Source organism: Rhodoplanes sp. P11 (genome assembly GCF_964266735.1).
In the GTDB taxonomy this organism is placed as follows: domain Bacteria; phylum Pseudomonadota; class Alphaproteobacteria; order Rhizobiales; family Xanthobacteraceae; genus Rhodoplanes; species Rhodoplanes serenus.
On the sequence record NZ_CAXWGY010000021.1, the window covers coordinates 228,273 to 241,499 of the forward strand.

Sequence of the window (13,227 nt, forward strand, 5' to 3'; positions counted from 1 at the left end):
CGTCGCGGAGAGCTTCGCGTCGCGGAGAGTTGGCTCGCGGGGAAAGCTTCGCTCCGCGGAGCCCACCTCCCGCCGGACACGAGGCGCCCGCTCTCGTCCGCGGTGTCCCGACCGCGCGATCTGGTTCCGCCCGATCTCTTGTCGCCCGATCTCGTGCCGCGCGATCTGGTCCCGCCCCATCTGGTTCCGCGCGATCTCCTGCCGTCCGACCTCGTCCCGCCCGATCTGGTCCCGCCCGATCTGGTCCCGCCCGATCTCGTCTCCCGCATTCCCGCCTCGATCGTGGCCACGCATCATCGCCGCACGGCGGCCGCACGGCGGCCGCATGCGCCGCCTGGCGCCGCAGGCGGTGGGTGCAGTGGGCACGATGGTGGGCACCCGCCATCGGGGCGCGCCCGCAAGGCGTCATCCCCCGAGCCCACGCGCCGGGCGTGCCGGCCGTGCACCATGGCACCCCGGTTACGGTGTGCGAGACAATCACCCCACGTGCCGCTCCCGCTCGTCGGCCCACTGCCCACCGCCGGACCGACCGAATCCGCCTGTCGGCAAGTCGGCCGCCATATTGCCGAACACCGAGAAACCCGGCTAACTCCTGACCGTTCCAGCCCGGCCGCCGTGTCCGATCGACCGGCGGCCGCACCCGACCCCGCATCAGACCAGGACGGCCGATGTTCTCGCACCTGATGACCTCCCGACGGTTCGCGCCCCTGTTCTGGTGCCAGTTCTTCAGCGCCTTCAACGACAACTTCCTGAAGAACTCGCTCGTCTTCCTGATCCTCTACCGGATGACTGGCTCGGGCTCCGAGGCGCTGATCACGCTGGCGGGCGCCACCCTGATCCTGCCGTTCTTCCTGCTGTCGTCGATCGGCGGCGAGATCGCCGACCGCTACGACAAGGCGATCGTGGCGCGCTGGCTCAAGCTGATCGAGATCCCGGTGGCGCTGTTCGCGGTGCTCGGCTTCTGGCTGCACTCGATTGCGCTGCTGTTCGTGGCGCTGTTCCTGATCGGGGTCATCGCGGCGCTGTTCGGCCCCATCAAGTACGGCATCCTGCCCGACCATCTCCAGCAGTCGGAGCTGCCCGCCGGCAACGCGCTGGTCGAGGGCGCGACCTTCCTGGCCATCCTGCTCGGCACCATCGTGGGCGGCCTCGCCGCCAAGGACGGCGGCGACCCGGCCTCCTTCGCGGGGCTGATGATGGTGGTGGCGCTCTTGTGCTGGCTCTCGGCCCTGCTGATCCCGCGGACCGGCCAGGGCGCCCCGAACCTGCGCCTCGATCCCAACATCGTGCGCTCGACCGCGCGCCTCCTCGGCGAGCTGAAGGCCGACCGCCGCCTGTGGTGGTCGGCCCTGGTGGTGAGCTGGTTCTGGCTCACCGGCGCCATCGCGCTGTCGCTGATGCCGCCGCTGATCAAGTCGACGCTCGGCGCCGCCGAGGAGGTGATCACCCTCTATCTCGCGGTGTTCTCGATCGGCATCGCGGCCGGCTCGGCGCTCGCCGCCTGGCTCGCCTCCGGCCGCATCGTGCTGCTGCCCACCGTGCTCGGCGCCGGCCTGCTCGGCATTCTCTGCATCGATCTCGGCTGGTGGATGTCGGGCGTCGCCAGCCCGGTAACGGGCCGCGGCATCTCCGAGGTGCTCGGCTCCGCCCGCGGCCTGCATGTCGGCTTCGACCTGTTCGGCATGGCGGTCGCCGGCGGCCTGTTCATCGTGCCGGCCTTCTCGGCCATGCAGGCCTGGGCCGGCCCCGACCACCGCGCCCGGGTGATCGCCGCCAACAACGTGCTCAACGCCGCCTTCATGGTGGCGGCCGGCCTGTTCGTCGCGGTGCTCCAGCTCGCCGGCCTGACGCCGGCCGTGCTGTTCATGCTGCTCGGGCTCGCCAACCTGGTGGTCGGCTGGGTGATCTTCAAGACGCTGCCGACCAACCCGGTGCGCGACTTCCTCTCCACCGTGGCGCGCGCCATCTTTCGCGCCGAGGTGCGCGGCCTCGAGAACGTCGAGAAGGCCGGGCCGAACGCCATCATGGCGCTCAACCATGTGAGCTTCCTGGATGCGCCGTTCGCGCTGTCGATCCTGCCCAAGGACCCGGTCTTCGCCATCGACTGCCACATCGCCGAGCGCTGGTGGGTGAAGCCGTTCCTGCGCTTCACCCGGGCGATGCCGATCGACCCGACCAACCCGTGGGGCACCCGCCAGCTCATCCGCGCCGTGCAGGACGGCGAGAGCCTGATCATCTTCCCGGAGGGCCGCATCACCGTCACCGGCAGCCTGATGAAGATCTACGACGGCGCCGGGCTGATCGCCGACAAGTCCGGCGCCATGGTGCTGCCGGTGCGCATCAAGGGGCTGGAGCAGACGCCGTTCTCGCGGCTCAAGAGCCATCAGGTGCGCCGCCGCCTGTTCCCCAAGATCTCGCTCGAGATCCTGGAGCCGGTGCGCATCACGGTCGATCCCGAGCTGCGCGGCAAGAAGCGGCGCGTCGCCGCCGGCGCCGCGCTCTACCGGGTGATGTCGGACCTGATCTACCGCACTCAGCCTTTGGACAGCACCATCCCGCAGGCCATGATCAAGGCCGGCGACACCCACGGGATGAACCGCATCGCGCTCCAGGACCCGGTGTCGGGCTCCCTCACCTATCGCAAGATGCTGATCGGCGCCGCCGTGCTCGGCCGCAAGCTGGCGCCGCTCGCCGAGGTCGGCGAGACCATCGGGGTGCTGCTGCCGAACTCGAACGGCGTGGCCGTCACGCTGATCGGCCTGATGTGGGCCGGCCGGGTGCCGGCGATGCTCAACTTCTCGGCCGGCCCGACCAATGTGCGGGCCGCCTGCAAGGCCGCCAAGCTGACCACGGTGGTGACGTCGCGGGCCTTTGTCGAGAAGGGGCGGCTGGACAACCTGATCGCGGCGCTGGCGCCCGACTATCGCATCGTCTACCTGGAGGACGTCCGCCAGACCGTGACCAAGCGCGACAAGATCCGCGGCCTGCTGGAATTCCGCAAGCCGCTGGTGCCGCGTGCCCCCACCGATCCGGCGGCCGTGCTGTTCACCTCCGGCTCGGAGGGCGTGCCGAAGGGTGTCGTGCTGGCCCACAGCAACATCCTGGCGAATGCCGCCCAGGCCAAGGCGGTGGTCGACTTCGGCTATGGCGACAAGGTCTTCAACGTGCTGCCGGTGTTCCACGCCTTCGGCCTGACGATCGGCTTCATCCTGCCGATGGTGCACGGCGTGACGATCTACATGTATCCGTCGCCGCTGCACTACCGGCTGGTGCCGGAGCTGATCTACGCCACCAACGCCACCGTGCTGTTCGGCACCGACACCTTCCTCAACGGCTATGCCCGCACCGCCAATGCCTACGACCTGCGCTCGCTGCGCTACGTGATGGCGGGCGCCGAGCCAGTGAAGGACTCCACCCGGCGCACCTACAACGAGAAGTTCGGGCTGCGCGTGCTGGAGGGCTACGGGGTCACCGAGGCGGCGCCCGCCATCGCGCTCAACACCCCGATGTTCAACAGGTTCGGCTCGGTCGGCCGTCTGTTCCCCGGCATGGAGGCGCGGCTCGATCCGGTTCCCGGCGTCAGCGAGGGCGGGCGGCTGTTCATCCGCGGCCCCAACGTCATGATCGGCTACATGCGGGTGGAAAATCCGGGCGTGATCGAGCGGCCGCCGGAAGGCTGGCACGACACCGGCGACATCGTCACCATCGATGCCGACGGCTTCATCTTCATCAAGGGCCGGGCCAAGCGGTTCGCCAAGGTGGGCGGCGAGATGATCTCGCTGGCGGCGACCGAGACGCTCGCCTTCGACCTGTGGCCGGATGCCATGCACGCGGTCGCCACCATTCCGGACGCCCGCAAGGGCGAGCGGCTGATCATGGTGACGACGCAGCGCGACGCCGGCCGTTCCGACTTCGCGGCTTTCGTGCGCTCGCGCGGCCTGTCCGAGATGCTGATCCCGGCCGAGTTCGTGGTGGTCGAGAAGCTGCCGCTGCTCGGCTCCGGCAAGGTCGACAACCTGGCGGTCGGCCAGCTCGTGCGCGAGCGCTACAAGCTCGAGGGCGCGGCATAGCTCCTCCGGCCGGGCCGGACGACGGCGGCACGATCGCCGCGATCAGCGGTTGGGCAGCGCCGCGCCGGCCTCTTCGGGCAGCCCTGCCGGTCCCGGCGCGGCGGCCTTGCGCCGCAGCCGGTCGCGCCAGGCCGCCATGGTGGCCCGCACGCTCCCGCGGCGGCGCACCAGCGTGTCGCCGGCCCAGGCGAGCCACGGTGCGGTCGCCCACTGCCATTCGCCGAGGAACTCGATCTCGCGGGCGCCGCTCTGCTTCTTGAACTCGTAGACGCCGGGATTGAGCCACGGGTCGATGCCGCCGAGATCGTAATGCGCGACGCCGGCGGCCCGGCACTGCGCCAAGAGCTCCCACAGCACCAGATAGGAGGCGCGCTGGCGCCGGCCCTCCTGGCTGGTCGCCGCCACGTAGTCGCAGGCGCGATCGCCGAGCGTCAGGGCGCCCCGCACCGCCACCAGCCGGCCGTCGCGATCGCGGCATTGCAGGAAGACGAGCCGGGCGGCGGCCGAGTCGAAGAGATGCGCGAGACGATCGCGCGAGAACAGCTCCGGCAGCCTCTTGCGCCCCTCCATCTCGGCGAACACGTCGCGGATCTCGTCGACGTCGGGATGGCTCGTCCGCTCGATGCGTAGCAGCTCGCCGCGGGCATGGCGCAGGCCGCGCCGCCAGTTGCGATGCATGGCGTCGTGCAAGGCTTCGGGGTCCTGGGTCAGGTCGAGCGCCATGCTGAGGCCGGAGCCCAGCGGGTGCGCCGGCGGCCGCCAGCCGCCATGGCGCAGCAGCAGCGCATCATGCGGGTGGCGCGGCCGCTCGCAGCGGACCCGCACATAGAGGCCGTGCAGCCCCTGCGTCTCCCGCACGGCCGCCGGCAGCGCCCGCCATGCCGCGATGTCGCCGAGGGGTCCGCCGGCGCACCAGCCGAAGCCGAGACGGCCGGGCGCGCGCCGCATCAGCACCAGGGCCAGGGCCCGCACGGCGCCGCCGTCCGCTGCCGGCGCCACGTAGTGCAGCGGCTCCCAGCCGAGACTGCGGTGATAGCGCCCCCACTCGTAGCTCTGGAACGGCGAGGCGTCGGCGAGGCGGCCGAGCTCGGTGTTCCACGACAGCCGCGCCTCCTCGTCGCTCATCAGCCGCCACGGGCTCGGCTCGTCGTCCGGCATCGGCTTCGCGGACATCGGCGTCGCAGGCATCACCCCTCCGTCCGGTCGTCGGCGCCTTGGGGCCGGTCGCGACACGTTCGCGGGCCGACGCCCGCCCCGGTCGGCGGACGATCTCCACGATGGTCCCGTCGGGCAGGCAGGTTCGAGGGTCGGCGACGACGACGTGAGATCGAAAACCAAGCGGCGCGCTCGCGTCAATGGACGCAAATGTCGCGCGTCCTCAGCTCCGCGAGCCGAGCAGCGCGGCGCGGCATACGGCGGTAATATGAAACACCACGCATCGCCGGCGCGCGATCGAACTGATCACGTCGACACGTCGACCGACACGCCGGGCCTGCCCCGACGCGCCGCGGGAGCGCGGGCTTTCGCCCGCGCCCGCCGTCACAAGACCGCTCAGAACGTCGCGCCCGCCCGCACCATGAAGGTGCGCCCCGCCAGCGGATAGGCGTTGTAGCGACCGAGTGCCGCGGTGGACGCCACCGCGTAGTCGAAATACTCCTGATCGAACAGGTTCTGCACCGCGACCGACCAGAAATAACGGTCGAAGCGGCCGCCGAGCCGGACATCCACCAGCGTCACGGCCGGAACCAGCGGCTGCCGGTTGGCCTGGTCGTTGTCCATCCGCCGCGAACCGACGAAGCGGACGTCGCCGGTGAACACCAGGCGCTCGTCGAGGATGTTCCACACCACGCCGGCACTCGCCGTGTTGCGCGCCACCAGCGGCACGTCGTTGCCGGCGAACGGCCCTTCGCGGAACACCGAGCGGGTGTAGGCGACGCCGCCCTTGAGGAGAATCGTGTCGGTGACGCGCGCCGACATCATCGCCTCGCTGCCGTAGCGCCGGGTCGGATCGAGATTGACGTTGGCGAACAGGTCGGGCCGGTAATGGATCTCGTTGTCGAGATACATGTCGTACAGGCTCCACTGCATGTCGAAGATGCCGACATGCGCCCGCACGCCCGCCTCGATGTCACGCGACGTCTGGGTCCGCAGATCGAAGTCGGCGGTGCCCGGCCGCACCGCGATGCGCTCGTCCACATTGGGCACGCGGAAGCTCTGCGCCGCGCGTCCGAACAGCGTGATCATGTCGCCGAGCCGCTGCTCCAGGCCGATGTGCCAGGCGGTGTTGTAGGAGGCGTCGTCATAGGGCCGCGCCTGGGTGATGAAGCACCCATAGGGCGAGCACGGCGCCGACGGATCGATCGCGTCGCTCGCCCGCACCGAGGTGCGCTGGACGCGCCCGCCGACCGACACCTCGGTGCCGGGCCGCACCGTCACGGTGTTCATCGCATAGCCGGCGAGCGTCGTCTGGGCGAGATCGTATTGGCGGTAGGCCGGACTGCCGTTGTACCAGCTCCGCGGCGACTCGTAGGACGAGTCGTAGAAGTCGAAGCCGCTCATCGAGCGCCACGGCATGCCGAACAGGTCGAGCTCGGCCTTCAGGCGCGGCGTGAACGAGACGGTGGTCAGCGTCGTCTCGGTGTAGCTCTGCGGCACCGGGCAGCCCTTGTCGACCTCGCCGGTGATGAAGTCGAAGCAATAGCCGAAGAAGCCGTACTGCTGGGCGCGCCGGCGCACCCCGCCGTCGACGATCAGCTCGGTGCCGGGCCGCAGCGCGTAGAGGAAGCCGCCGGTGGCGGTGACCTGCTGCTGCTTGGCGAAGTCGTAGGGCGTGCTGGCACCGCGGCGGTCGGTGATCAGCTCGTTGATGCCGCGCGCCGGATCGACACTGCGGTCCCCCGGCAGGCCGAGCTGCTGGTCGCTCACCGCGGTGTTGAAATAGATCTCGCCCCAGTCCTTCGTGTAGCGATAATCGGCGACGCCGTTGTACTGGCGGTACTTGCTGTTGTCGCGGTAGCCGTCCGCCTGGACACCGTTGCCGAACAGCGCGAGGGCGTGCGCATCCCGCGTCATCGTCGCCGAGACACGGCCCTCGCTCTGGTTGAACGAGCCGTAGGCGCCCTCGACCCGCAGGCTGGGCGGCGCCTTGGCGCCGGACTTGGTCACGATGTTGATGACGCCGCCGACCGCGCCGTCGCCATACAGCACGCCGCCCGAGCTGCCGCGCGTCACCTCGATGCGCTCGATGCTGTTGAGCGGGATCGAACCCCAGTCGACGCCCTGGAGATCCGGCACGTCGACACGGCGGCCGTTGATCAGCACCAGCGTGTTGGAAATGCCGGTGGCGCCGAAACCGCGGATGTCGACGGTCGAGCGCGCCCCGTTGGCGCCCCCGTACATGTTCGAGACCTGCACGCCGGTCTGGCGCGACAGGATGCCCGGCACGGTCTGCTCGGGCGAGCGGGCGATCTCCTCGGCGGTGATCACCGTGGTGGAGGCGCCGGTGATGCCGGCATCGAGGCGGGTGGCGGTGACGTAGAGATCGGGCAGCGCCGTGTCGGCCGTCTGGGCGTGGGCCGTGGTGGCGAGCAGGAGCGAGAGGGCGGCCGCCGATGCGGCGCGGCGGTCGAATCTAGCGAGGCAGGACATGCCGAGGTTCCTTCGCGGGATGCGGATCATGCGGATGGTCGGGCATGAGCCGGCGCGAAGGACCGATCGGGCGGCGGCGCCGTCCGTCGGTACGTCGAAGGTCACACAAGAACGTCATCGAGTCCCCGCGCCGGTCACGATGTCACCGCTGCGAAGACCGCTCCGTATGGGGCTTCCCGCCCATCGGTTGGGTGACGGTGTCGGCAGGTCTCCTGGCTCGCGGGTCTCCGCCGCATCCGGCCTTCCCGGTTTCCCAGTGGCCGTCTCGGATGCGGCTCGCCGCTCACAGTTGCGGGTCCAGCCACGGCTTCACGGCTTTGCGGCCGTGTTCCGTGTTCCCTCTCTCGTCCCCGCGGTCGCCCGCGGAGAACCGACACGCGCACACTTTCGGGCGCACACCCCCGCAGGTCAATCGTGCAGGACCCGACCCGATCGCATTAGCTCGCGAGGTGTTGCACGCCGCCCACACCCCGCGGGTAATGGTGAGCGGGTCGGTCGCGAGCGGGTCAGTCGTCTGTGGGGTCCGCCGTGGTCTCGGCGAGCAGCCAGCCCAGATAGCTCTGGTCGACGCTCTCGATCGGCAGCACCAGAATGGCCGGCGTCGTGTAGGGATGCCGCTCCTTGACGGCGGCCCGCACATCCTCGGCGAGCGAGGCGCGGGTCTTGACGATCATCACGACCTCCTCGGCCCGCTCGATCGCCCCCTCCCAGCGATAGACCGACACCATCCCGGGGAAAATGTTGACGCACGCGGCGAGGCGGCGCTCGACGAGGAGCCGCCCCGCCTCCTCCGCCTCGACAAGCCCCGGGAAGGTCGTATAGACGAAGACCGCGCGTTCCATCGCCACTCCTTGTCGTCGGCAGCGGCGCCGACACGGCACGAACCGATTCACGAGTCGCCGCACGAGGCGCCGAATGAGCCGCCTGCCCGCCGACATCGAGCGGATCGCCTTCGTGGCCAGCCCGACCCGGGAGGCCGAGGCGGCGCTGGAGACGCTCACCCGCCGCTACGGCAATGTCGAGCCCGCCGACGCCGACGTGATCGTCGCCCTCGGCGGCGACGGCCTGATGCTAAAGACCCTGCACGTCCTGATGGGCTCCGGCAAGCCGATCTACGGCATGCATCGCGGCACCATCGGGTTCCTGATGAACGACTATCGGGAGGACGGGCTGAAGGAGCGGCTGCACGCCGCCGAGGCGACCATCATCCACCCGCTGGTGATGCGCACCGTCGACGCCGACGGCCAGGGGCACGAGCACCGCGCCATCAACGAGGTGTCGCTGTTCCGCCAGGCCTGGCAGGCGGCGCGCCTGAACGTGCTGGTCGACGGCAAGCAGCGCCTGCGCGAGCTGACCGCGGACGGCATCATGGTGGCGACCCCGGCGGGCTCCACCGCCTACAACCTGTCGGTCGGCGGCCCGATCATCCCGATCGGCTCGCCCCTGCTGGCGCTGACACCGATCAGCCCGTTCCGGCCGCGGCGCTGGCGCGGCGCGCTCTTGCCCGACACCGCGGTGGTCACCATCGAGGTGCTGGAGGCCGACAAGCGGCCGGTGGCGGCGGTCGCCGATCACGACGAGGTGCGCTTCGTCCAGCACGTCGATGTCCGCATGGATCACGCCATCGACCTGCTGATGCTGTTCGACCCCGGCCACAGTCTCGACGAGCGGATTCTGCGCGAGCAGTTCACCCACTGATCTTGTTTTCGGGTGATCAGTCGGCCGTCGTTCCGGGGCGCGGCACCCGGATCGGCGCTTCGCGTCGTCCGGGCGCAGGCTCCGTCGCGAACCCGGAAACCAGCGACACACGTCATCCCACGGCAAACTCTGGACTCTCGGCTGGATTCCGGATCGCCGCTTCACGGCTTCCGCAATGACACCCGAATGGATCAGCCGGATCTCGCATGAGCCGCGGCCCCGTCCGGCCACAGGGTTAACCTCAACCCTTCCTTAAAGCTTCCCCGGCCAGTATCCGGCATGGTCCGGTCCCTGTTCGGCGTGCGTCCCCTGTCATGATCCGCATCGATTTCAACCGGCTGCGGTTTCTTCTCGTCGACGACAACGCGCACATGCGCCGCATCCTGCGCACGCTGCTGCACGGCTTCGGGTCGCGCGAGGTGTACGAAGCCGAGGACGGCGCCGCCGGGCTCGAAGCCTTCACGCACAACATTCCCGACATCGTCATCACCGACTGGGCGATGCCGATCTTCGACGGGCTCGAATTGACCCAGATGATCCGGCAGCCGGGCGCCAACGCCAATCCGTTCGTGCCGATCATCATGCTGACCGGCCACTCGGAGAAGAAGCGCGTGATGGCGGCGCGCGACTGCGGCGTCACCGAGTTCCTGGTCAAGCCGATCTCGGCCAACGCGCTCTATCAGCGCATCCTGACCGTGGTGGTGAATCCGCGGCCCTTCATCAAGACCAAGACGTTCTTCGGTCCCGACCGACGCCGTCTGGTCAACCCGAACTATGTCGGGGTCGAGCGCCGCAAGGGCACCGCCAAGGCGGAGATCATTCCGCAGCAGGCGCTGTTCGAGCGCGTCAAGATCACCGAGTGAGCGGAGGCCGACGATGACGTCCGGCCGGAAAGACGGTCCGCGCAAGCCCGGCAAGCGCGCCTTGCCCAAGGTCACGCGCTTCCGCGATCACGAAGTGATCGTGCCGCCCGACCCGCTGCGCGACGCCTGGCACAGAACCGGCGCCGACGACCACGATCCCCCTGGCAACGACCCGGTCGCCGCGGCCGAACGCGCCCTCGCGGCCCTCTCGGGCGAGTTCGCCGGCTGGATGGACAGCGAGTGCGAGCGCCTCGACGCCGCCCGCCGCGCCGTGCAGGCGCGCGGCTTCGACGCCGAGACCCGCCAGGCGCTCCATCACGCCGCCCACGACATCAAGGGACAGGCCGCGACCTTCGGGTTCCCGGACGCCGCCGCGGCGGCGGCCAGCCTGTGCCGGCTGATCGAGCGCACCGCCGACGCCCGCCGCATCCCGCTGGTGCTGGTCGACCAGCATGTCGACGCCGTGCGGGCGATCGTGCGCGAGCGCGACTCGATCGGCGCCGCCGCGCTGGCGGCCGAGCTGACCACCCGGCTGCGCGAGGCCACCGACGCGGTCCTGCGCGACGAGCCCGGCGGCCTCGGCGACGACGACAGCATCGTCAGCCCGCCGACGGTGCCGCGGTCGGACCCGCGCTGAGCCGACCGCGCTCGATCCGCTCGCCCGTCACGTCGCCGCGAGACGCGGCACCTCGGGCCAGTCCGGCTCGTCGTGCGGCAGCACCCAGGGCTCGCGCAGCGCCGCCGCGGTCCATGCCTGCCAGGCCGGCAGCGCCATCATGGCATCCATGTAGCGGCGCGCCTCCGGACCGACCTCGACCGCATAGGTGTGGAAGCGCGACACCACCGGCGCATACATCGCGTCGGCGGCGCCGAAGCGGCCGAACAGGAACGGCCCGCCGGCCGCCTCGCCGAAGCGCGCCCGGCAGGTGCGCCAGATCGCCTCGATGCGAACGATGTCACGCCGCACCTCGTCGCCGAGCGGGCGCGCCGCCGGCGGCCGCGCCATGTTCATCGGCAGCGCCCGGCGCAGCGCCGCAAAGCCCGCATGCATCTCGGTGGCGACCGCGCGGGCGTGGGCGCGCTCGGCCCGGCCGGCCGGCCACAGCTCGGCCTCCGGATGGGTCTCGGCGACGTATTCGAGAATGGCGAGCGACTCCCAGATGCGCACCTCGCCGTCGATCAGCACCGGCACCTTGCCGGTGCCGGAATGCTGGCCCACCCGCGCCTTGAAGTCCGGATCGTCGAGCGACACCACGGTCTCCTCGAACGGGATACCGGCCACCGTCATGGCGATCCACGGGCGGAACGACCACGACGAGTAGTTCTTGTTGCCGATTACGAGATGCAGTCCCATCGGGCTCCTCCGGCGCGGCGACGCAGGGCGCGTCCGCCGCCCCATTCAGCCCCGGGAAGACGGCGGACCGCAACCCGGACGACGCCGTAGCGGCACCGCCCCGGCACCGGCACGAAGACGCGCCGCGACGGCCGGCCACGGCACCACCACGACGACCAGGCCGAGCAGGATCAGGACCATACCGGCGCCGCGCAGCGGCCCGAACCGCTCGCCGAACACCAGCGCCACGGCGACGACGCCGGTGCACGGCGACAGCAGCGCGAACGGCGCCACCGCGGCGCTCGGATAGCGCTGCATCAGCCGGCCCCAGATCGCGAAGGCGACCGTGGTGGCGAGCGTGGCGAGGAACACGACGGCGACGAGGCTCGCGGCCGAGCTGCGCGCCACCGCGGCGATCAGCGACGGGTCGGGATCGAGGGCGAGCGACACCAGCCAGGCGGGGATCGGCGGCACCAGGCTGCACCAGATCATCAGCGGCACCATGGCGACACCGGCGGGCGTCTGCCGCAGCAGGATCGAGCCGATCGCCCAACTCATCGCCGCCAGCATGGCGAGGCCGAGCGCCAGCGGCGGCAGATCGGCACCGACCGTCAGCGCGATCAGCATCAGCCCCGCGAAGGCGACGAGCAGCCCCACCGCCTGCCGCGGTGTCGGCCGCTCGCGCAGCACCACGGCGGCGATCAGCACCGCGAAGAAGGCATGCATCTGGGTCGTCACCGAGGCCAGCCCGGGCGGCAGGCCGGCGGCGAGCGCCAGGAACAGCAGCAGGAACTGGCCGGTGAACAGCGTCGCCCCGATCGCCAGGATCGACCGCCACGGCAGCTTCGGGCGCGGCACGAACAGGACCGGAAGCGAGGCCAGCAGGAAGCGCAGCACCGCCATCTGGGAGGCCGTGAAGCTCTCCAGCGCGAACGGATAGGCCACGTAGGTCAGGCCCCAAATCACGTTGGCGAGCACCGCCAGCGCCATGTCGTGCGGTCGCATACGCTCCCGGCCCCCTCGCCGCCGCGACAGCCGGTCCCGGGGATCGAGGTCGGCGCGGCGTCCGGCGCTTCTACGCCGGCGGGTCCGACGGCACGACGGCCGCAACCGGAAGGGCTGCCCTGCGGTCCCGGGTGGTCGTGTGACGGCCGGCTGTCGTCCGGCCGCTCGTCCTTCAGCCGCGGGGCTCGACCGGGCCGCCCGCCTTCTTCCAGGCGCCGAAGCCGCCACCGATATGCGCCACGGGGGCGAGCCCCATGCGCTTGGCCGTGAAGGTGGCGAGCGCCGAGCGGGCGCCGGCGGCGCAGAAGAACACGAACTTCTTGTCCTGGGCGAACACCGGCTTGTGGTAGGGACTCGCCGGATCGATCCAGAACTCCAGCATGCCGCGCGGGCAGTGGAAGGCGCCGGGCACGCGGCCGTCGCGATCGAGCTCGCGGATGTCGCGGATGTCGACGAGGACGGTGTCGTCGCGGCCGACGAGCGCGATCGCCTGCGCGGGCGTCAGGGTCTCGATCTCGCGTTCGGCCTCGGCTACCAGATCGGCGGCGCGCACCGTGATGGTCTGCGGCATGACGGTCCCTCTTCCCGCAGCCGGCCCGCCCGGCGGCGG

At 70.6% G+C, this 13,227-nt stretch carries 10 protein-coding genes and 1 riboswitch; of the genes, 4 read left to right on the forward strand and 6 right to left on the reverse strand.

The window, feature by feature from the left end; translation table 11 throughout:
- The first annotated feature begins 668 nt into the window (after window positions 1–668).
- Window positions 669–4,070, forward strand: coding sequence for an acyl-[ACP]--phospholipid O-acyltransferase (locus ACFQUV_RS23885; RefSeq protein ID WP_129611625.1), 3,402 nt, complete (start codon window positions 669–671; stop codon window positions 4,068–4,070).
- Between the two features lie 42 nt (window positions 4,071–4,112).
- Here the strand turns inward: ACFQUV_RS23885 and ACFQUV_RS23890 are convergent, their stop codons facing one another.
- The 3 genes from ACFQUV_RS23890 to cutA form a co-directional block, all read right to left on the reverse strand.
- The gene (locus tag ACFQUV_RS23890) at window positions 4,113–5,258 is read right to left on the reverse strand and encodes a GNAT family N-acetyltransferase (RefSeq protein WP_129611624.1); all 1,146 of its coding nucleotides are present in this window, start codon (window positions 5,256–5,258) and stop codon (window positions 4,113–4,115) included.
- A gap of 363 nt (window positions 5,259–5,621) precedes the next feature.
- Window positions 5,622–7,718 carry a TonB-dependent receptor gene (locus tag ACFQUV_RS23895; protein WP_165364185.1) on the reverse strand — a complete coding sequence of 699 codons (2,097 nt, stop codon included), beginning with the start codon at window positions 7,716–7,718 and terminating at the stop codon, window positions 5,622–5,624.
- A gap of 184 nt (window positions 7,719–7,902) precedes the next feature.
- Window positions 7,903–8,108, reverse strand: a riboswitch (cobalamin riboswitch).
- Window positions 8,109–8,224: 116 nt separating this feature from the next.
- Complete coding sequence (cutA, locus tag ACFQUV_RS23900; protein WP_129611622.1) at window positions 8,225–8,560, reverse strand: divalent-cation tolerance protein CutA; 336 nt, start codon at window positions 8,558–8,560, stop codon at window positions 8,225–8,227.
- A 73-nt stretch (window positions 8,561–8,633) separates the two neighbouring features.
- Here cutA and ACFQUV_RS23905 point away from each other — a divergent pair, with 73 nt between their 5' ends.
- The 3 genes from ACFQUV_RS23905 (at window position 8,634) to ACFQUV_RS23915 (ending at window position 10,916) form a co-directional block, all read left to right on the forward strand.
- Window positions 8,634–9,416, forward strand: a complete 783-nt coding sequence (locus ACFQUV_RS23905; protein ID WP_111388276.1) for an NAD kinase — start codon at window positions 8,634–8,636, stop codon at window positions 9,414–9,416.
- 314 nt (window positions 9,417–9,730) lie between these two features.
- Window positions 9,731–10,279 carry a response regulator gene (locus ACFQUV_RS23910; protein WP_111388277.1) on the forward strand — a complete coding sequence of 183 codons (549 nt, stop codon included), beginning with the start codon at window positions 9,731–9,733 and terminating at the stop codon, window positions 10,277–10,279.
- A 13-nt stretch (window positions 10,280–10,292) separates the two neighbouring features.
- A complete protein-coding gene (locus ACFQUV_RS23915; protein ID WP_165364184.1) occupies window positions 10,293–10,916 on the forward strand; it encodes an Hpt domain-containing protein in 624 nt (207 codons plus the stop codon).
- 27 nt (window positions 10,917–10,943) lie between these two features.
- Here the strand turns inward: ACFQUV_RS23915 and ACFQUV_RS23920 are convergent, their stop codons facing one another.
- The 3 genes from ACFQUV_RS23920 to ACFQUV_RS23930 form a co-directional block, all read right to left on the reverse strand.
- Window positions 10,944–11,633, reverse strand: coding sequence for a glutathione S-transferase family protein (locus ACFQUV_RS23920; protein ID WP_129611620.1), 690 nt, complete (start codon window positions 11,631–11,633; stop codon window positions 10,944–10,946).
- Window positions 11,634–11,678: 45 nt separating this feature from the next.
- Complete coding sequence (locus tag ACFQUV_RS23925; RefSeq protein WP_129611619.1) at window positions 11,679–12,617, reverse strand: EamA family transporter; 939 nt, start codon at window positions 12,615–12,617, stop codon at window positions 11,679–11,681.
- A 172-nt stretch (window positions 12,618–12,789) separates the two neighbouring features.
- Window positions 12,790–13,188: a rhodanese-like domain-containing protein gene (locus ACFQUV_RS23930; protein ID WP_111384706.1), complete on the reverse strand. Its 399-nt coding sequence runs from the start codon at window positions 13,186–13,188 to the stop codon at window positions 12,790–12,792.
- Between the last annotated feature and the right edge of the window lie 39 nt (window positions 13,189–13,227).

Coding starts and splice junctions, on each gene's coding strand:
- ACFQUV_RS23885 (WP_129611625.1), top strand. CDS start 669: ATGTTCTCGCACCTGATGACCTCCCGACGGTTCGCGCCCCTGTTCTGG.
- ACFQUV_RS23895 (WP_165364185.1), bottom strand. CDS start 7,718: ATGTCCTGCCTCGCTAGATTCGACCGCCGCGCCGCATCGGCGGCCGCC.
- ACFQUV_RS23905 (WP_111388276.1), top strand. CDS start 8,634: ATGAGCCGCCTGCCCGCCGACATCGAGCGGATCGCCTTCGTGGCCAGC.
- ACFQUV_RS23890 (WP_129611624.1), bottom strand. CDS start 5,258: ATGCCTGCGACGCCGATGTCCGCGAAGCCGATGCCGGACGACGAGCCG.
- ACFQUV_RS23920 (WP_129611620.1), bottom strand. CDS start 11,633: ATGGGACTGCATCTCGTAATCGGCAACAAGAACTACTCGTCGTGGTCG.
- ACFQUV_RS23915 (WP_165364184.1), top strand. CDS start 10,293: ATGACGTCCGGCCGGAAAGACGGTCCGCGCAAGCCCGGCAAGCGCGCC.
- cutA (WP_129611622.1), bottom strand. CDS start 8,560: ATGGAACGCGCGGTCTTCGTCTATACGACCTTCCCGGGGCTTGTCGAG.
- ACFQUV_RS23930 (WP_111384706.1), bottom strand. CDS start 13,188: ATGCCGCAGACCATCACGGTGCGCGCCGCCGATCTGGTAGCCGAGGCC.
- ACFQUV_RS23925 (WP_129611619.1), bottom strand. CDS start 12,617: ATGCGACCGCACGACATGGCGCTGGCGGTGCTCGCCAACGTGATTTGG.
- ACFQUV_RS23910 (WP_111388277.1), top strand. CDS start 9,731: ATGATCCGCATCGATTTCAACCGGCTGCGGTTTCTTCTCGTCGACGAC.